Genomic DNA, 18,773 nt, shown 5'->3' with positions numbered 1-18,773 from the left:
CGGTTTTGAGAGCGAAAGGCCTGGTGAGAGCATGGGAGAGGTTGTTGGACGCAAAAAGAAGGCTGTGGTGACAGGAGCGCTGGCGCTTACCTTGGGCGCTGGCCTGGGGCTTGGCGCGGTAGCTTGGGGAAGTGAGGGGTCCGTGCCTGAGGAAAGTGTGAGAGCCGGGGACGCTTGGGCTCCGTTGGTGGGCCAGAAGTTGGAGGAGAAGGTGGCCGCTGCGGCCCGTTCCCATCGCGCCGAAGTGCGGCAGGCGCTTGCGGCCTATAGGGCAACGGACGCGGCGGAGCGGAAAGCCGCCACGGAAGCAGGGGAGCAAGCACCGGCCGAAGCCGCCGGGGCACAGGGCGCTCATCTTTCAGCCGAGGGCTCAGGTACCTCATCGGGCGAGGTCGCGGCAGCGCGTTCGGAAGAGGCGGCTCGGGTGGACGAGCAACGCGGCAGCCAGGAGGCGTCGAAGGAATCCGGAAGCGCGGGGGAGGGTGGGGGATTTGCCTCTCAGCCGAGCGCGCCCGGGCCCGAACCTTCGGTGGAAACATCGGCGGAAGCCGGCTCTTCCGCTTCCGAAGAGGTGCCATCTGATGAGGGATCGAACGTCGATGGAACGCTCAAGCCTGGCACGCTGGTGGTAGACGGTACCGCCATTCCCTACCGCGATGTGCGCGGCGGCACGACACCGAGTTCCGGGGGAGGTCTGTGGTTGGGGTCGGACGCGGTGGATGACGGCAGCTGGGGCTATTTCGTCGGACATAACCCCGGCTCGTTCGCACCGGTGCGTTCGCTGTCCTCGGGCGATGCCGTCGTCGTGTGCGACCGCTCGGGAGGGCGGCGCACTTATACGGTGAGGGATGTGTTCCAGGTGGAGGAGACGGCCACGTGGAAGACCATCGCTTCGCGGGTAACCGGTTACGGCGAGTCGGTGGTGCTGCAAACCTGCGCGGGCGACGGCATGAACGTCATCGTCGTTGCAGCGTAGGGGTGGGCGACTTTGCGGCACGCGCCGGCTTGAAAAGAGAAGAGCCCGGAAGCCCTTGGGCTTCCGGGTCGAACCAGCGGCTTGTCGGAGAGCCAGCGGCTACTCGTCGTCCTCGTCGCCGTGGCCGTGGTCGTGCTCGGAGATGTCGCTCACGGGCTTCTCCAGGCCCTCGATGACGATGCCGTTCTTCTCGGCGTAGTCCCACAGCGCCGCATGGATGGCCTCTTCGGCCAGCAGCGAGCAGTGCACCTTCACCGGGGGCAGCCCGTCTAAGGCCTCCATGACGGCCTTGTTCGTGACCTCCAGCGCCTCCTGCACCGTCTTGCCCTTCACGAGTACGGTGGCCATGGAGCTTGTGGCGATGGCGGCGCCGCAGCCGAAGGTCTTGAACTTCGCGTCGCGGATGACGTTGTTCTCGTCGATGTCGAGGTACACGCGCATGATGTCGCCGCACACCGCATTGCCCACGGTGCCGCAGCCGCTCGCGTTTTCGATCTCGCCGACGTTCTGGGGATTGGTGAAGTGCTCCATCACTTTATCGGAGTAGTTCATGGCCATGAGGGGGGTTCTCTCTTTCTATTGAGGGGAGGTGATGAGTGATGCTAGTTCGCGTAGGGGAAGCCGTCGGCTTTGAAGCGCTCGATGACCGATTCCACCTTGCCCTGCTGGAAGTCCTCGTACAGGGGGCTCATCATGCGCAGGTTCTGCAACGTGGCCTTAAGCGAGTCCACGGCGAAGTCGACGTCTTCCCGTGTGGTGTCGCGGCCCAGCGTCATGCGCAGCGAGCCGTGGGCGATCTCGTGGGGAAGGCCGATGGCCAAAAGCACGTGGCTCGGGTCCAGCGAGCCGGAGGTGCAGGCGGAACCGGAGGACACGCAGATGCCCCGGGTGGCCAGCTGCAGCAGCATGCCTTCGCCCTCGATGAACTCGAAGGAGAAGTTCACGTTGTTGGCCAGGCGGCTCTCCCAGCTGCCGTTGAGCTTGGCCGAGGGGATCTCCTCGAGAATGCGACGGATAGCGTGGTCGCGCAGCGCCAATTGGCGGTCGCGCTCGGGGACGATTTCCTCGGCGGCCAATTCGGCGGCGCGGGCGAAGCCGACGATGCCGGGCACGTTCTCGGTGGAGCCGCGCCGCCCGCGTTCCTGCTGACCGCCATCGAGGAGGTTCTGAAGCTTCACGCCACGGCGCACATACAAAAGGCCGACGCCCTTGGGGCCGTAGATCTTGTGGGACGACGCCGACAGCATGTCGATGCCCAGCTCGTTCACGTCGATGGGCTCATGGCCGAAGGCCTGCACCGCGTCGGTGTGGAAGGCGACGCTCGCCTCGTGGGCGGCCGCCGCCAGCTCGCGAATAGGCTCGATGGTGCCGATCTCGTTGTTGGCGAACATGATGGAGGCCAGGATGGTGTCCGGGCGGATGGCCGCCTTGAAGTCCTCAACGCTCACGAGTCCGTGCTCGTCCACGGGAAGATAGGTCACCTCGAAGCCCTCGCGCTCCAGCGCCTCGCAGGTGTGAAGCACCGCGTGGTGCTCGATGGCGCTCGTGATGATGTGGCGCCCCTTGGTGGCGTTGGCCCGGGCGAAGCCCTTGAGGGCCCAGTTGTCCGATTCGGTGCCGCCGCTCGAGAAGAAGATTTCGCGCGGCGTCGCGCCGATGAGGCTGGCCAAGCTCTCGCGGGCGGCAGCCACGGCGTCGGAGGCCTCCTGGCCCAAGGGGTAAATGGAGGAAGGATTGCCGAAATGCTCGGTGAAGTAGGGGGCCATGGCCTCCACCACTTCGGGGCGAACGGGCGTCGTGGACGCATGGTCAAGGTAGATCTGCCTCATGGTGCTCCTGCTTCCGCGTCTGGGATGGATTCGCCCGGTACGGTTCTCGGACGCGGCCGGGCGCCCCCATCTAAGTCTAGTAATTTGCTAGAGTTTAATATAATCGGGTTGCGGAGATTGTCAAGAACCTCTTATGATTGTTACCATATTCACGACGATTTCCCAGAAAGGCGACCTCGGTGAAGATTTCGACGAAGACCCGCTACGGCATGCGTTTCATGATCGATTTGGCCCAAAGCCAGGGGGAGGGCCGCGTGGCCCTGAAGGATATCGCCGACCGCCAGGGCCTTTCCAAGAAATATCTCGAGCAGGTCGTCGCGCCTCTCGCCAGCGCGGGATTGCTCGACGTGACGCGCGGGAACCAGGGCGGCTACCGTCTTTCCCGCGATGCAAGTGCCATCACGCTGGCCGACATCGTCGCCGCCTCCGAGGACGGCTTGGAGTTGCTCGACTGCATGGGGTCGCTTTCTGCCTGCGAGCGCGCCGAGGACTGCCCGTCTCGTCGCGTGTGGGGCGGCCTTCAAGTGGCGATCGGCGATTATCTCTCCGGGCTCACCCTCGCCGACGTCGCCTCTTCCGCCGCCGCTGCCAACTTGTAATCTACCACCAGACCTCTTTCGCGTATCATGTGTAATTACCTGTGCCGCGACGAGAGAGGACGCTGTGGAAGACGAGGGGAAAAAGTACTGGCTCTCCATAGCTGCTTTCGTTCTCGTGTTCATCGCGGTCGTCGTCACGCTGTCCACCTTCATGCAGCAGACGAGCAACCGCATCGTCGCCCAGGCGAACCAGTACGTCTCTGATGCCACGGCCCAATCCTGCGTGCTGGTCTCCACCCTCATGGAGAACACGCAGAAAGACATCGAGACTATCGCCGCCCTTGCCTCGGAGTCGGCGGATGTGACCGACATCGTCACCAGCGAGGAATGGCTCATCAGCGTGGAGGAGACCTCGCCTTTCGACACCATCGACTTCGTTGATGTCGACGGCATGCAGCACTCGCCCCAGCACGAGCCGGTGAACGTGTCGGATCGCTCTTACTTCAAGCGGGCCATGGCGGGCGAATCTGGCATCGAGGCCGTATTCAACACCCGCATGACCCACGAGAACCTCGTGTACTTCTTCGCACCGGTTCGCGAGGGCGCGGACGGCCCGGTCGTGGGCTTGCTTCTGGCCCACTACAGCGAGAACCGGCTCGCCGATCTTCTGTCAGGCGATTTCTTCGGCTACGCGTCCCAGGTGATGCTGTGCTTGCCCACCGGGGAGGTGGTGGCCGCCACGGATTCCTCCTATGTTGGCAGGAACCTTATCCAAGAGGCGCAGGCCGACCCCTCTGCCACCTCTGGCGCCCGCGATCTGGAGCGCGCTTTTGCCAATCACGAGACGGTCACGTACAGCTACCAGGCTGAGCGCGGCACGGGCTCGGTGTGCCTTCGCGAGGTGCCGGGTCTCGGCTGGATGATGCTGGAGACGTTCCCGGCCGCCGCTACCGAGCAGATGATCAACGAGGCCAATGAAGGCGGTTGGAGCGCCCTGTTCGTCATCGTGGTGGTATTCGTCCTCGTCATTGCCGGCATTATCTTCTACAACAACCGCCGCCACCGCTCGCTCACCCGCTCGATGCGCGATCGGGAGGACGTGCAGCGCGGGGTGGCCAAGCTGACCGAGCGGCTGGTGCTCATGGATTTGGATGCCGATCGGTTCCGCTACATGAGCGGCCCGGTCACGCCGAGTGACCCCTACGAGTTGGAAGGCCCCTACACCGCCATGATAGAGCGCCTGCAGGGCCTGGTCGTGGGCGACGAGGCCAAGGCGGAGGTGGCCAAGCTCTACGACAAGCACACGATCATCGATCTCATGCCGCCCGGCTCCGACGAGATCCGCTTCGAGTACCAGATGAATCGCGGGGGAGACGTCAAATGGGAGGACATCAACCTCATCTGCGTGCAGCGCGACGCGGCGGGGATGCCGACGCGGCTTCTCTACACAACCCAGGACGTCACGGCGCTCAAGCAGCGCGAGAAGCAGCTCCAGCGGGCCATGGAGGACTCCTATCGCGCGGCGGTTGCCGCCAACAACGCCAAGAGCGACTTCCTCTCGCGCATGAGCCACGATATCCGCACGCCGATGAACGCCATCATCGGCATGACGGAGCTCGCGCGCATGAACGAGGGGCATCCGGAGAAAGTGGACGACTGCCTGGCGAAGATCACGCTGTCGAGCAACCATTTGCTCGCGCTGATCAACGAGGTTCTCGATCTTTCCATGATCGAGAACGGCCGGCTGGAGCTTACTGTGGGGAAGGTGGATTTGCGGGCGCTGGCCCTTGAGATGGAGACGGTGTTCGCGCAGCGCTGCGAGGACGCGGGCATCGCCTTCGTGATTGAATTCGAAGGGCTCGCCCATCCGCTGGTAGAGGGCGACGGACTTCGCTTGCAACAGGTGTTCATGAACATGCTCGGCAATGCGGTGAAGTTCACGCCGGCGGGCGGCTCGGTGTCGCTGCGGGTTGTCGAGCACGCCTCTCGCGTCGAGGGGACGAGCGACTACGAGTTCGTCTTCGCCGACACCGGCTGCGGCATGGCGCCTGAGTTTCTGGCGCACGTCTTCGAGCCCTTCGCGCGTGAGCACGACTCGCGCACCGAGTCCGTGGAGGGCACGGGGCTGGGGCTTTCCATCGCCCAGTCCGTCGTCTCGCTGATGGGCGGCACGATTGATGTGGAAAGCGAGCCGGGTCGCGGCACGGTGTTCACGGTGCGGGTGAGCATGCGCTATGTGGAAAGGGACGCGAAAGGCTCCCTCGAGGAAAGCGACGACGCCGACGCCCTGTGCGATGTTTCGCAGGGGGATGCGCCCGCGCCGAGGGGCGCCGATTTGAGCGGCGTGCGCGTGCTGCTTGTGGAGGACAACGAGCTTAACAGTGAGATCGCCGTGGCGCTGCTGGAGTCCCTCGGCGCGGCGGCCGAGACGGCGGCCAACGGCCAGGAGGCCCTCGATGCGCTGGACGCGAGCGAGCCGGGCCATTTCGACGTGGTGCTCATGGATATCCAGATGCCCGTCATGAACGGTCTGGAGGCCACGCGCCGCATCCGCGAGAGCGAGCGCGATGATTTGCGCGCGCTGCCCGTCGTGGTGCTCTCGGCCAACGCGTTCACCGAGGATGTGCAGGAATCGAAGCGCGCTGGCGCCGACGACCATCTCTCCAAGCCCATCAGCGTGAAGGATCTGGCGGCGACGTTGGGTGGAATCCTCGGGCGCTCCTGATCCTTGCGGCGCTCGCGTCCCTCGCGACCCTTGCCGCCCTGGTTCCTCACGGCCCCGCGCCATCACGCGCCTACGGCGCAGCGCGGAGTCGAAGGATCGTGCGGCCCTTCGCTGTGTTAAGATAGCCTGCACGCAACAACCCTAAAGGGGAGCGGTGGTGTCATCGGCCGCCTGCGCCCGGAAAAGGAGTCTTACCCGTTATGCCTAAGGGAACCTTCGGCGTCACCACGCCCATCTACTACATCAACGCCGCGCCGCATCTGGGTACCGCCTATACCACGGTGGCCGCCGACACCATTGCTCGCTACGAGCGTATGAACGGCTACGACGTGTCGTTCGTCACCGGCACCGACGAGCACGGCCAGAAGATCGCCGAGACCGCCGAGAAGAACGGCATGACCCCGCAAGCCTGGTGCGATTCCCTCGCCCCCGCCTTCACCGATGCGTGGAAGACGCTGGATATCGACTACACCAACTTCGTGCGCACCACTGAGGATCGCCAGACGCGCGCCGTGCAGAAGTTCTGGCAGGGGCTCTACGACGCGGGCTGGCTGTACAAGAGCGCCTACGAGGGCTGGTACTGCGTCCATGAGGAGACCTACTACGCCGAGAGCGATCTGGAGAAGAACGAGGACGGCGAATTCGTGTGCCCCGACTGCAAGCGTCCGGTGCGCTACGAGTCCTCGGGCGAGGAGAACTGGTTCTTCAAGCTCTCCGAGTTCCAGGACAAACTCCTCGCCTTCTATGACGAGCATCCGGACTTCATCCGGCCGGTCAGCCGTCGCAACGAGATCGTCTCCTTCGTGAAGGGCGGCTTGCAGGATCTGTCCATCTCCCGTTCCAGCTTCGACTGGGGCATCCCCGTGCCGTGGGATGAGGGCCACGTGTTCTACGTGTGGGCCGACGCGCTCATCGCGTACCTCACGGGCATCGGCTACGGCGACCCCGAGCGCGAGGCCGAGTTCGATCGCCGCTGGCCCATTCAGTACCACTTCGTGGGCAAGGACATCACCCGCTTCCACTGCGTCATCTGGCCCGCGATGCTCATGGCCGCCGGCATGCCCATCACCCACACGGTATTCGGCCACGGCTTTCTGCTCACCAAGGGCGAGAAGATGTCGAAGTCGAAGGGCAACGGTCTTATGCCCGCCGATCTCGTGCGCGTGTTCGGCGTGGATGCCTACCGCTACTACTTCATGAGCGACGTGCAGTTCGGCCACGACGGCTCCATCTCCATGGAGCGCATGGTGCAGGTGTACAACGCCGATCTGGCCAACACCTGGGGCAACCTCGTCTCCCGCGTGACGAACATGACCACGAAGTACTTCGAGGGCCGCGTGCCCGAGACGCCCGCCGGTTCCGAGGACAATCCGCTGCGCGAGATCGCCGACACCCTGTACGCGGAATACGACGCCTGCATGGCCGAGGTGGACTTCACCGGGGCCGCGGCGGCGGTGCAGAAGCTGGCGAGCCGCGTGAACCTGTACGTGGAGGAGAGCGCCCCCTGGACGCTGGCGAAGGATCCCGCCCGCGCCGATGAGCTGGCCGCGGTCATTTACAACTGCCTAGAGGCCATCCGCATCATCGCCCTGTACATGGCGCCGTTCATGCCGAACACCTCGGCCGAGGTGTTCCGTCGCCTGGGCCTGGGAGAGATCGCCGACACCACCGACATCCAGGAGGCCACGGCCTGGGGCCAGCTGCCCGCTAGCGTCGCCGTGGAGGTGGGCGACCCCCTCTTCCCGCGCCTGGATGTGGATAATCTGCCCGAGCTGTAGGCGATCATGAGAGACCAAGATCCCGTTTTTTATGACGCGCTGTTTCGGCAGAAGCGCAAAGGGGGGAAGTGGCGTGTGATGCCCTCGCCGGTGCTGGAAGGCCCGGTGGCCGACACCCATGCGCATCTGCAGATGCTCGCCGATCCGGCCTGCGAGTTGGCCCGCGCCGGCGCTCACGGCGTCGCCTTCGTGGAGACCATCGTCGATCCGGCCGAGGACGGCTTCGCCACCTTCGACGTCCTGCCTCTCTGGCTCATGGAGGCCGCTCGCGATCTGAAGGTCATGGAAGAAGAGGATGATGGCACGGCCGGCATTGTCGCCGCTCCGGCGGTGCCCCACGTGCGCATCGCGGCCGGCGTGCACCCGCACAACGCCAAGGAGTGGGCGCCGGAGCTTAAGGCCGCCCTGCGCGAGCGTTTGCGCGACCGCCGCGTGAGCGCGGTGGGGGAGATCGGGCTCGACTACCACTACGACCTGTCGCCGCGCGATGTGCAGCGCGAGGTCTTCCGCGCTCAGATTCGCCTGGCCAAGGAAGCGGGACTGCCCATCGCGCTGCATATGCGCGAGGCTCACGACGACGGCTTCGCCATTCTGGAAGAGGAGGGCTTTCCCGAGGCGGGAACGCTTCTGCACTGCTTCAACCTGGATGCCGCTGAGGTGGCGCGTTGGGTGGAGGCCGGCTGCTACATCGCCTTCGGGGGCCCGCTTACCTTCAAGCGCGCCGACGAGGTGCGCGAGGCCGCCAAGCTGGTACCGGCCGATCGCCTGCTCACCGAGACGGATTCGCCCTATATGACCCCCGAGCCTCTGCGCGGCACCGACTGCGGCCCGGCCCACACCATCTACACCGCCGACGTGCTCTGCGAGGTGCGCGGCGCCGACACCCCCGAGGCCCGTGCCGCCCTGCTCGCCCAGCTCTACGAGAACGCACAGCGCCTCCTCAACCGCAAGCCCACCCCGTGGCAGAAAGGCAGCAGCAATGCATAGAGTGATTTTGCACGGGTCGTGTCGGGCCGATGGGCGCAGTGCCGTGCTGGCCGACGAGCTATTCAATGCCTGCATCGAGGAGTGCCCGGAGGACGGGGTGTCCATCGTGTCGGTGTCGTCCACCGAGGTGCGGCCGTGTATCGGCTGCGATGAGTGCCGCGCCGTCGCCGAGGAGCCCATCCACGTGTTCGAGGAGGGCGATCCGCTGCTGCCTCAAGAGACGGTGGCGGAATCCGGTGCTCTGTTCCACCACTGCATCATCGACGACGACATGAACGAGGTGCGCAAGCACCTGGATGCGGCCGATGAGCTCATCGTGGTGTGCCCGGTGTACTTCGCCAGCGTGCCGGCTCAGATGAAGGCGCTGCTCGACCGCCTGCAGCCCTACTACTTCACCGACCTGCGCACGCGGCCCAAGCGCCCTGCGGTCATCCACGTGGTAGGAGCCGGCGGCGATCCCCACGGCTTCGAGCCGCTCATCGGCACGGTGCGCTCGGCGCTGTCCGTGGCCGGCTTTGCCGTAGAGCTCGTGCTCAACTGGGTGGGGAAGATCCGCGCTGACGGCGAGATCACGGCCGACGCCGAGGAGTACCCGCTGCCCCCCGTGGGCGGCTTCGGCGCCCTGGGCCTCGAGTTCGATGACGACTATGAGGTTGTGGAAGTGGAGGGCGTGGAAGAAATCGAGGAAGTCGAAGAGGAGGAGGACAACGACGGGGCGACCGAAGCTGCCGAGCACCGCCCGAAGGATCGCGCGAAGCTGTCCGTAAGCCAGAAGGCGCCCGCCCCTAAGCAGGATGCCCCGAAGTCGGGCTCCCGCGGCCCGCGCAAGTCCTCCGGCAAGGGCGGCGGCCCGGCCTACGGGAAGAAGAACACCAAGAAGAAGGGCAACGGCCGTGGCGGCCACCGATAGCTATGCCGGCGGCGACGGGCGCCTGTCGCCGCTCTCTACGCCGAGTGCCACCCGCGCGGTGCTCGAGGCCCACGGCATCGGCACCAAGTACACGCTCGGCCAGAACTTTCTCGTGAACGACGACGTGCTGAAGAAGATCATCGCCCTGGCCGAGGTGGACGAGGCCGACCGCGTTTTGGAAGTGGGCCCCGGCATCGGCACGCTCACCATCGCGCTCCTGAAGCACGCCGCCAGCGTCGTCGCCATCGAGCGCGACCCCGACCTGCCCGCCGTCCTCGCCGACACCCTGCACCCCTGGCGCGAGAAGTTCGCTCTCATAGAAAAGGACGCCCTTGACGTAACCGGGGATGACATTGTTGCGGCTATGGCCGAGATCGGCGCAGACACGGGGTGCCTTGACCGAGCGAGTTCCGCAGCGAACGAAACAGCCCAGTGGGCTGTTTCGCAGAGCGAGGACTGTCTGAGCGAATCAAGGTACCGCGTGGCTGTGCCTCAGGAGGAGCTTCAGCCGAGTCTTCCCAGCAAGCTGGTCGCGAACCTTCCCTACGCCGTGGCCGCCACCGTCGTGCTCGACTACTTCGAATCCTTCCTCTTCTTGGACTCCGTCACCATCATGGTGCAGAAGGAGGTGGCCGACCGCATGGCGGCCGCCGTGGGCACGAAGAACTACGGCGCTTACACCGTGAAGCTCGGCTTGCACGCCGAGCCGGCCGGCCGCTTTCCCGTGGGCCCGGGCAACTTTTTCCCGCCGCCCCGGGTCGATTCCGCCGTCATCCGCCTGAACCGTCGCGTGCCGCTCATGGCCGATGGGGCACCTGCCACGCCGGAGGTCATCGCTGCTGCGGCTCTCATAGCCGACGCCGCCTTCGCCAACCGCCGCAAGACCATCGCCAACTCCTGCAAGACCTACTTCTCCGGCCGCGGCTCGCTCTTGCTGGGAGCCTCGGGTTCGTCGGCTGGGCTAAGGGCCGTGGATGGCGCCCTGTCTGGTGGTGTTGGGGGCGCCTTCGTCCTCGACGGAGCCGACATCGTCGACCACCTTCCCGCCATCTTCGATGCCGCCGCCATCGACCCCCGCCGCCGCGGCGAAACCCTGACCCAGCAGGAATTCCTCGCCCTCGGCGCTGCACTGCTGAAAGAGGCGACCGTCTGATCTCTTTCTGTGATATGATGCAAAAATCATATTGAAGGGAGGGGCTATGGACGATCTGGTTGCGGAGCTGCAGGATTTCCGCCACCTGCGCTGGGACGAGCGCACGACAACCTCGGGAACGAGCGGCACCTTCCCGAAGGCGCGGGCCGGCGAGGGGAGGGCGCGCCGCTACTACAAGCTCTCCTGCTACGACAGCTACCGGGGCATTTACGGCCATGAGTGTGTCAACGAGCTTCTGGCCGCCCGCGTGATGGAGCACCTGGGCATTCCCCATGCACGCTATCGGCTCATCCACGGGCTCGTGGTCATCGACGGCGAAGAGCGCGAGACGTGGCTCAACGAGTCGCCGAGCTTCCGCGCGCCCGACGAGCGCAAGATGGCCTTCGATTTATTCTACGACTTGAACCGGCGCCCCGGGGAGTCGCCGTTCGACCTTGCGCGGCGCTACGGTTGGGGCCCGCAGGTGGCGGCCCTCATCATTGCTGATTATCTCATCGCCAATCGGGATCGCCACGGCGCAAACATAGAGGTGATACGCAGCCCCGAAGGCTCGGTGCGCCTCGCGCCGCTGTTCGATAGCGGCTTGTCCTTCGTGTTCTCTTGCTACGGGGATGAGGAGCGCGTGCGCGCCTTCGACCCCTTAAGCGACGTGAACGCCAACAATTACCTGGGGACGCGCTCGTTGGAAGAGAACTTGCGCTTCGTGGGCGAGCTGGTGGAGACGCCCCTGCCAATGCCGCCTCTCGGCGAGGGGCGCATACGGGCCTTGACCGATGGCATCGGCCACGCGGTATCCGATGCCCATGTTGCGAAGATGCGCGAGATGCTTGCACGGCGCTGGGAGCATCTGCTTGCGGGGGGCATCGTCGTCGAGAGCCGGTCGGACGGCCTGTCGAGGGAGGGGTAGTCGTGTTCGCCTTCGACATCATCGACGGCCGCGCCCGCAATGCCGTTCCCTGCGGCCGTCTCTTCTACGACGCCGAACGCGACGAATGGGGCATCCAGATAGCGGAGGGCGCAGGCCCCGAAGAGGTGCCGTTCCTTTTCTCCTCGTTCGTCGAAAGGGGGGAGCGCGCGATAGGGCCTGCGTGGGCGCGTCGCTGGGTGGCCGAGCGCGTGGTGCCTCCGGGACGGCAGAACCTGGGAGAGGTCTTGAGGGCGAATGGCCTCCGGGAATACAGCGAGTTCGCCCTGCTCGCTATTGGGAAGGGGGCCTGTTCGCAGGATTATTTCGTGCTGCGCGGGCCGTTTCCCGTCGATGACGATGGCGAGATACTGGACGACCGGCGCCAGTTGCGCCAGTCCATCGGGCGCGCGGTGGCCGAGGCGCGCCGCGAGCAGGGTATGACGCAGAAACAGCTGGCCGAGAGGGCCCTGGTGGATCAGGCCGTCGTCAGCCGCGTGGAGCGAGGTCGCGCCAACATCACCTCCGATCTTCTGGCGGATGTGGCCTGCGCCTTGGGAATGTGTGTGGAAGTGACGCTGGCGCCGGCGGCGGTGTACAATGGCGAGCCTGACGAAGGACGATTGGGCCTCTAGGTCCTGGAAGTGAGCGGGCCGATAGGCCCTGGAAGCGAGGGTGCCATGGGAAAGACGGCGGGACGGGCAAGGTTCGCGCGCATCGGCATCGCGGTGGCGGTGCTCGTGGTGCTCGCGGGCATCGGTGTGGCCCTGGCCGCGACGGTGGGCGGCCTGTCCCCGGCCGGAGGATCGAATGCCCTGGTGGTGGAAGAGCCGATGGGCCGTCCCCAGGACACGCTGGAAGCAGAGCCTGAGGCTCCGGCCGATGCCGCTGCGCAAGAGGCTCCGGTCGAAAAGGCGGCCCCGCCTGCGCCCACACCTTCCACGACCGGCGCGCTGAAGGTCACAGGCGCCCAGCTCACCGATGCCGCTGGCGAGCCGGTGCAGCTGCGCGGCGTCTCCACCCACGGTCTGGCCTGGTACCCTCAGTACGTGAACCAGGAGTTCTTCACCGAGCTGCGCGACGTGTGGGGCGCCAACGTCGTGCGCCTGGCCACCTACTCGGCGGAAGAGGGCGGCTACGCCACGGAGACGGGCGACCGCACGGCGCTGAACGACCTGGTGGTGCGCGGCGTCCAGTACGCCCAGGCTGCCGATTTGTACGCCGTGGTCGACTGGCACACCCTGTCCGATGCGAACCCCGCCACCAACCAGTGGGCCGCCGAGGAGTTCTTCCGCTCGGTGTCGGGCGCCTTGGGCAACACGGACAACGTCATCTACGAGATCTGCAACGAGCCCAACGGCGGCACGAGTTGGGCCGACATCAAGGCCTACGCCGAGGCGGTCATTCCCATCATCCGCGCCAACGACCCCGATGCGATCATCGTCGTGGGCACGCCCACCTGGTCCCAGGATCTCGCCGCCGCGGCGGCCGACCCGCTGCCCGACGCCAACGTCATGTACGCGCTGCACTTCTACGCCGCCACTCATGAAGATGACCTGCGCCGTGCGCTTTCCACGGCGGTGGCCGGCGGCCTGCCCGTGTTCGTGACCGAGTTCGGCATTTGCGAGGCAAGCGGTGCCGGCGAGATCGACTACGCTTCGGCGAACCTGTGGGTACGCCTTATGAACGAGCTGGACGTGAGTTACATCTGCTGGAACCTGTCGAATAAGGACGAGACGGCGGCCCTGTTCAAGCCCGGCTGCGCGAAGACCTCCGGCTTCACCCTGGACGACCTCACTGACGAGGGCCTATGGCTCGTCGACACCCTGAAGAGCCCCGGCTTTTCCCGCGAGGAGGTGGCGCTGGCCCGGGCCGAGGTGAAGGACAACAGCGCCGGAGCCCAGATGCTCGTCTCCGCCGACGACACCCTGCAGTGGACCTTCCAGGTGGCCGACCGTTGGGAGGAGGGCGGCCGCACCTTCTTCCGCTACGAGATGGCCGGCTCGAACTACAGCGCCGGCGTGAAGAGCTGGTCGGTCGTGGTGCCCTTCAACGGCGAGGTGACCTTGGAGGACGCGTGGAACTGCAAGGCTTCGGCCTCAGGCACGCGGCTCACTGTCGCCAACGACGCCCACAACGGGAACGTTCCCGCCGGCGGTTTTGTGCGCGACGTAGGCTTCATCGTGAGCGGCCCGGCGGATCTGGCCGTGGTGGAGTACGAGTAGCGCGCGGCTTCCCCTCCGCTCGCCAGTTCGCCTTTTGACGGCGATGGGTGCGAGCATACAATAGTTGTCACGGCGTCACGCAGGCGATTCAAAGGAGGTTCGGTTGTGCGCACGGTAAGACTGGCGACGGAGGCAGACGCGGCAGGCATTCTGGCCGTGTACGCGCCCTACATTCGCGATACGGCGATCACGTTCGAAACCGAGACCCCCTCTTTGGACGCCTTCCGCTGTCGCATGGCCTCTATCATCGGCGACTATCCCTATCTGGTGGTGGAAGAGGACGGCTCCATCGTCGGGTTCGCCTACGCGCACCGGCTGGGGGAGCGCGCCGCCTATGCGTGGAACGCCGAACTGTCCATCTACTTCGCGCCGGACTACACCTCCCGAGGGTGGGGCAGCGTGCTGTTCTGGGCGCTCATCGACCTTCTGGCCCTGCAGGGCGTGCGCAACGCCTACAGCCTCATCACCGTGCCCAACGAGGCGAGTCTGGCCTTGCATGAGAAGTTGGGCTTTGCGCTCATGGGCATTCAGAAGGAGGCCGGCTACAAGCTGGGCGCCTGGCACGATGTGGCGTGGCTGCGCATGGCCATCGGCGACTTCTCAGCGGCTCCCGAACCCCGCGTGCCGCTTTCCGCCATGGATCCCGATCAGGTGGCCGAGGTGCTCACCGCTGCTGAGGACGCGCTGGCGCGGTTGGGGTAGCGGCGCTGCGTGTCGGCGCGATTCGGCTGAGGCGGACGCAATGGCGACGCCGCAGCGGTCGGTGTGGGAAAGCGCCGGGAACCGATGACGGTTTTGGGACGGCTTTGCCGCGACCACGGCAGAGCCGATACCCGCTATACTGGCTTGCAAAAGACGAGGCGACCGAAGGCGGGGAACGTTCATGGATCAGAAGATGGAGCAGGCACGGGCTGTGCTGGCGAGCCGTTTCGGCTACGACGCGTTCCGCCCGGGGCAGGAGGCAGTGGTCTCGGCGCTCCTTTCCGGTCGCGATGTGCTGGCAGTCATGCCCACCGGTGCCGGCAAGTCGGTGTGCTACCAGGTGCCGGCCGTCGTCATGGAGGGCATGGCGCTCGTCGTGAGCCCGCTCGTGTCGCTCATGGCCGACCAGGTTCGGGCCGTGCAGGAAGCGGGCATCCGCGGGGCGTACCTGAATTCCACGCTGGCGCCCGGACAGCAGGCCGAGGTGCTGCGCCGGGCGGCCGAGGGCGCCTATGACCTCATGTACGTGGCTCCCGAGCGCCTGGCCGATCCGCGCTTCGCCGAGTTCGCCCGTACGGCGCGGCTCGCGCTGATCGCCGTGGACGAGGCCCACTGCGTGTCCCAATGGGGTCAGGACTTCCGCCCCTCGTACCTCTCCATCGGCCAGTTCATCGCTGAGCTGCCCGTCCGCCCTCCCGTGGCGGCGCTCACGGCCACGGCCACCGATCTGGTGCGCCGCGACATCGTGCGCCTTCTGGGTCTGCGCGACGCGGCCTGCACGGTCACGGGCTTCGACCGGCCCAACCTGCGTTTCGCGGTGGAGCGGCGCGAGCCCAAGCAGAAGCTGGCGCGCCTGGATGCCTTCATCGACGAGCGACGGGCCGAGTCGGGCATCGTCTACTGCGCCAAGCGGGCGACGGTGGAGGAGGTGTGCGACCACTTGCGCGAGCGCGGCATCGCGGCCACCCGCTACCACGCGGGGCTCACCGCCGAGGAGCGCGAGCGCAACCAGCGGGCCTTCGTGAACGATACGGCCCCGGTCATGGTGGCCACCAACGCCTTCGGCATGGGCATCGACAAGTCCAACGTCAGCTACGTGGTGCACTACAACATGCCCGGGTCGGTGGAGGCCTACTACCAGGAGGCCGGCCGCGCCGGGCGCGACGGAAGCCCGGCCGAATGCCTACTTCTGTGGTGCGACGGCGACATCGCCACGGGCCGTTTCTTCATCGAGCAGGAATCGACCCACGAGGGGCTCACGGCCGAGGAGGCCGAGGTGGTGCGCGCGAGCCGCCGCCGCATGCTGGAGTCCATGGTCGGCTACTGCTACACCACCGGTTGCCTGCGCGCGTACATTCTCCGCTACTTCGGGGAAGGTGGTCATGACGAGGCACTCCCGTCGCAGGGAGGGGCGACCGAGGTCGCCCCCTACGGTGGGGCGGGTGCCGGCGGCGCAAACCTGCTTGACGGTGCTGCCTGCGCCCCAGACTCCCGCGATGGCCATGCCGCCTGCGACCCCACCCTCCGTAGGGGTGGATCTTGGTCCGCCCTCCCGACCGAGGAAAATTCTGCAAGCTCGTCGGCGAAGCGGTGCTGCTCGAACTGCGACGGGGAATTCGAGGCCGTGGACGTCACCGCCGAGGCTCGCGCCATCATGCGCTGCGTGCAGGCTCTGCGCGGCCGCTTCGGCAAGACGACGGTGGTGGACGTGCTGCGCGGCGCCGACACCGAGAATCTGCGCCAGTGGGGCCTGGTGAACCTGCCGGTCTACGGCACCTCCGAGGCTCGGCGCGCCCTGCTCATGGAAGTGGTGGAGCTCTTGGCTGCCGACGGGTATCTCGCCATCACCGAGGGGAAGTTCCCGCTTGTGGGCTTCGGCCCCCGCTACCGTGAGGCCGCTGAGCCCGATTTTGCGCTGCGCATCAAGCAGACGCCGAAGGTGCGCAAGGGGAGCGCGGCCAAACCGCCGAAGGCTGCCCGTCCTGGCGCCGCCGATCTGGGAGCGGCGGACGCCGAGCTCTTCGAGCGTTTGCGCGCCCTGCGTCTGCTCCTGGCCCAGGAGGCCGCCGTGCCGCCCTACGTCATCTTCCACGACGCCACCCTAGCCGCTATGGCCGCCGCCCGCCCCGCCACGGAAGAGGAGCTGCTAGCCCTCCCCGGCGTAGGCGAGAAAAAGCTCGCCACCTATGGTAAGGCGTTCTTGGAAGAGATCGCGTCTGTCCCCGAAGCAACCGAAGTTGAGTAGGCTCGGAGGGGCCGAGGGGGCCCGCGCGCAGGTTGCGCAGCGACTGGAACAGCCCAGTGGGCTGTTCCGCAAAGCGAGCCATTGCTTGAGCACGGGTTCCCTCGGCCCCTCCGAGCCGGACGGCTCCTTTCTCGCTCGAACTCGGACAGCCCCTGCCCGTTACAACCTTGTTTCTAGGCGAATTGCGGGGCGAGTTGCTCACATTTCGCGGTAGCATGGTCGCAACCGATTTCTGTCGTAAGGAGCACCATGACCAAGATTCAAATGACCACGCCGCTTGTGGAGATGGACGGCGATGAGATGACCCGCATCATCTGGCAGATGATCAAAGACGAGCTGATCTGCCCCTTCGTGGACTTGAAGACCGAGTACTACGATTTGGGCCTGGAGAACCGCAACGCTACCGACGATATGGTCACCATCGAGTCCGCCGAGGCCACCAAGCGTTTGGGCGTGGCCGTGAAGTGCGCCACCATTACGCCGAACGCCGCTCGGGTGGAGGAGTACGACCTGAAGCAGATGTGGAAGAGCCCCAACGGCACCATCCGCGCGATGCTCGACGGCACGGTGTTCCGCACCCCCATCATTGTGAAAGGCATCGAGCCCTGCGTGCGCAACTGGACGCGCCCCATCACCATCGCCCGCCATGCCTACGGCGATGTGTACAAGAACGCCGAGATCCGCGTGCCCGGCCCCGGCAAGGTGGAGCTTGTGTACACCGGCGACGACGGCACGGAGATCCGCGAGCTGGTGCACGAGTACGACGGCGCCGGCGTGGCCCAGGGCATGCACAACCTGGACGCCTCCATCGCGAGTTTCGCCATGAGCTGCTTCGAGTTCGCCCTGGACACCAAGCAGGACCTGTGGTTCGCCACCAAGGACACCATCTCCAAGAAGTACGACCACCGCTTCAAGGACATCTTCCAGGAGATCTACGACGATAAGTACGCGGCCCGCTTCGAGGAGGCCGGCATCGAGTACTTCTACACGCTCATCGACGACGCCGTGGCCCGGGTCATGAAGGCCGAGGGCGGCTTCATCTGGGCCTGCAAGAACTACGACGGCGACGTGATGAGCGACATGGTGTCGAGCGCCTTCGGGTCGCTGGCCATGATGACCTCGGTGCTCGTGAGCCCGGCGGGCGTCTACGAGTACGAGGCGGCTCACGGCACGGTGCAGCGTCACTACTACAAGCATTTGGAAGGCAAGGAGACCTCCACGAACTCCGTAGCCACCATCTTCGCCTGGTCCGGCGCCCTGCGCAAGCGCGGCGAATTGGACGAGCTGCCCGACCTCGTGGCTTTCGCCGACCGCTTGGAAGCGGCTACCCTGGCCACCATTGAGGCCGGCGAGATGACCGGCGACCTCGCCCGCATCACGACGCTGCCGAACCCCGTGACCCTTTCCACGGGCGAGTTCATCCAAGCCATCGCCAAGCGCCTCGCCGCCTAAGCGATTCCGCGTCGCCTCGTCTCTTTTCGGCTTGCCTCGTCCCTTCCGGCCCGACCGCATCCAACCCGCGGTCGGGCCTTTTCGTTCTCGCTAATTTGGAAAATGTGCTTTTCTGGATCGCGGGATTTGGAAAATGTGCTTTTTTGATTTCGCAAAACACCTTGCTTGATCTGCGGAAACTTGAAAAATCCCAGTTCAGAAGGGTGAACAAAAAAGCACATTAATCCTCCTTTGCAGATTGTGGGCTAGGAGGAGGACTCCTCATCGTCTGAACTGGGCGACCTCGCGTAGAAGTCCCTGTATCGGAGCGTTTTCGGGTTGCGCATTGCCCGATCCAACACGAACGCC

15 protein-coding genes are annotated in these 18,773 nt (G+C 65.6%); 13 read left to right on the top strand and 2 right to left on the bottom strand.

What is annotated here, in order from left to right:
* The first annotated feature begins 31 nt into the window (after window positions 1-31).
* Window positions 32-976, top strand: a complete 945-nt coding sequence (locus NE591_RS11465) for a sortase domain-bontaining protein (RefSeq protein WP_173113984.1) — start codon at window positions 32-34, stop codon at window positions 974-976.
* A gap of 99 nt (window positions 977-1,075) precedes the next feature.
* On the opposite strand, the gene nifU is transcribed toward NE591_RS11465, so the two are convergent.
* Entirely contained in the window at window positions 1,076-1,528 is a 453-nt protein-coding gene (gene nifU / locus NE591_RS11460; protein ID WP_157012584.1) for a Fe-S cluster assembly scaffold protein NifU, read from the bottom strand.
* A 50-nt stretch (window positions 1,529-1,578) separates the two neighbouring features.
* On the bottom strand, window positions 1,579-2,805 hold the full coding sequence (gene nifS, locus NE591_RS11455) for a cysteine desulfurase NifS (protein ID WP_173113981.1): 1,227 nt from the start codon (window positions 2,803-2,805) through the stop codon (window positions 1,579-1,581).
* A 179-nt stretch (window positions 2,806-2,984) separates the two neighbouring features.
* On the opposite strand from nifS, the gene NE591_RS11450 reads away from it, so the two are divergent.
* From NE591_RS11450 to NE591_RS11395, 12 genes are all read left to right on the top strand, one after another.
* Window positions 2,985-3,404 (top strand): Rrf2 family transcriptional regulator, encoded by a 420-nt coding sequence (locus NE591_RS11450; protein ID WP_173113978.1) that lies wholly within the window; start codon window positions 2,985-2,987, stop codon window positions 3,402-3,404.
* A 64-nt stretch (window positions 3,405-3,468) separates the two neighbouring features.
* Entirely contained in the window at window positions 3,469-6,069 is a 2,601-nt protein-coding gene (locus tag NE591_RS16320; protein WP_256156700.1) for a hybrid sensor histidine kinase/response regulator, read from the top strand.
* A gap of 200 nt (window positions 6,070-6,269) precedes the next feature.
* Window positions 6,270-7,847 carry a methionine--tRNA ligase gene (gene metG / locus NE591_RS11440; RefSeq protein WP_173113972.1) on the top strand — a complete coding sequence of 526 codons (1,578 nt, stop codon included), beginning with the start codon at window positions 6,270-6,272 and terminating at the stop codon, window positions 7,845-7,847.
* 78 nt (window positions 7,848-7,925) lie between these two features.
* Window positions 7,926-8,834: a TatD family hydrolase gene (locus NE591_RS11435; protein ID WP_114539339.1), complete on the top strand. Its 909-nt coding sequence runs from the start codon at window positions 7,926-7,928 to the stop codon at window positions 8,832-8,834.
* The gene (locus NE591_RS11430) at window positions 8,827-9,744 is read left to right on the top strand and encodes a flavodoxin family protein (protein WP_173113969.1); all 918 of its coding nucleotides are present in this window, start codon (window positions 8,827-8,829) and stop codon (window positions 9,742-9,744) included. Before NE591_RS11435 ends, NE591_RS11430 begins: the two co-directional genes overlap by 8 nt.
* Window positions 9,728-10,897: an rRNA adenine dimethyltransferase family protein gene (locus NE591_RS11425; RefSeq protein ID WP_231699506.1), complete on the top strand. Its 1,170-nt coding sequence runs from the start codon at window positions 9,728-9,730 to the stop codon at window positions 10,895-10,897. Before NE591_RS11430 ends, NE591_RS11425 begins: the two co-directional genes overlap by 17 nt.
* Window positions 10,898-10,943: 46 nt before the next feature.
* Window positions 10,944-11,804: a hypothetical protein gene (locus tag NE591_RS11420; RefSeq protein WP_173113963.1), complete on the top strand. Its 861-nt coding sequence runs from the start codon at window positions 10,944-10,946 to the stop codon at window positions 11,802-11,804.
* A gap of 2 nt (window positions 11,805-11,806) precedes the next feature.
* The gene (locus tag NE591_RS16315) at window positions 11,807-12,436 is read left to right on the top strand and encodes a helix-turn-helix domain-containing protein (RefSeq protein WP_173113960.1); all 630 of its coding nucleotides are present in this window, start codon (window positions 11,807-11,809) and stop codon (window positions 12,434-12,436) included.
* Between the two features lie 45 nt (window positions 12,437-12,481).
* Entirely contained in the window at window positions 12,482-14,026 is a 1,545-nt protein-coding gene (locus NE591_RS11410) for a cellulase family glycosylhydrolase (RefSeq protein WP_173113957.1), read from the top strand.
* A 60-nt stretch (window positions 14,027-14,086) separates the two neighbouring features.
* On the top strand, window positions 14,087-14,728 hold the full coding sequence (locus tag NE591_RS11405; protein ID WP_256156715.1) for a GNAT family N-acetyltransferase: 642 nt from the start codon (window positions 14,087-14,089) through the stop codon (window positions 14,726-14,728).
* Between the two features lie 181 nt (window positions 14,729-14,909).
* On the top strand, window positions 14,910-16,973 hold the full coding sequence (locus tag NE591_RS11400; RefSeq protein WP_231699505.1) for a RecQ family ATP-dependent DNA helicase: 2,064 nt from the start codon (window positions 14,910-14,912) through the stop codon (window positions 16,971-16,973).
* 249 nt (window positions 16,974-17,222) lie between these two features.
* On the top strand, window positions 17,223-18,425 hold the full coding sequence (locus NE591_RS11395) for an NADP-dependent isocitrate dehydrogenase (RefSeq protein ID WP_173113954.1): 1,203 nt from the start codon (window positions 17,223-17,225) through the stop codon (window positions 18,423-18,425).
* The last annotated feature ends 348 nt before the right edge of the window (window positions 18,426-18,773 follow it).

Origin of the sequence: Adlercreutzia sp. DFI.6.23 (assembly GCF_024462535.1) — a bacterium.
In the GTDB taxonomy this organism is placed as follows: Bacteria; Actinomycetota; Coriobacteriia; order Coriobacteriales; family Eggerthellaceae; genus Adlercreutzia; species Adlercreutzia rubneri.
The sequence above is the reverse complement of the archived record's forward strand: the minus strand, read 5'-3'. Positions and strand labels throughout refer to the sequence as shown.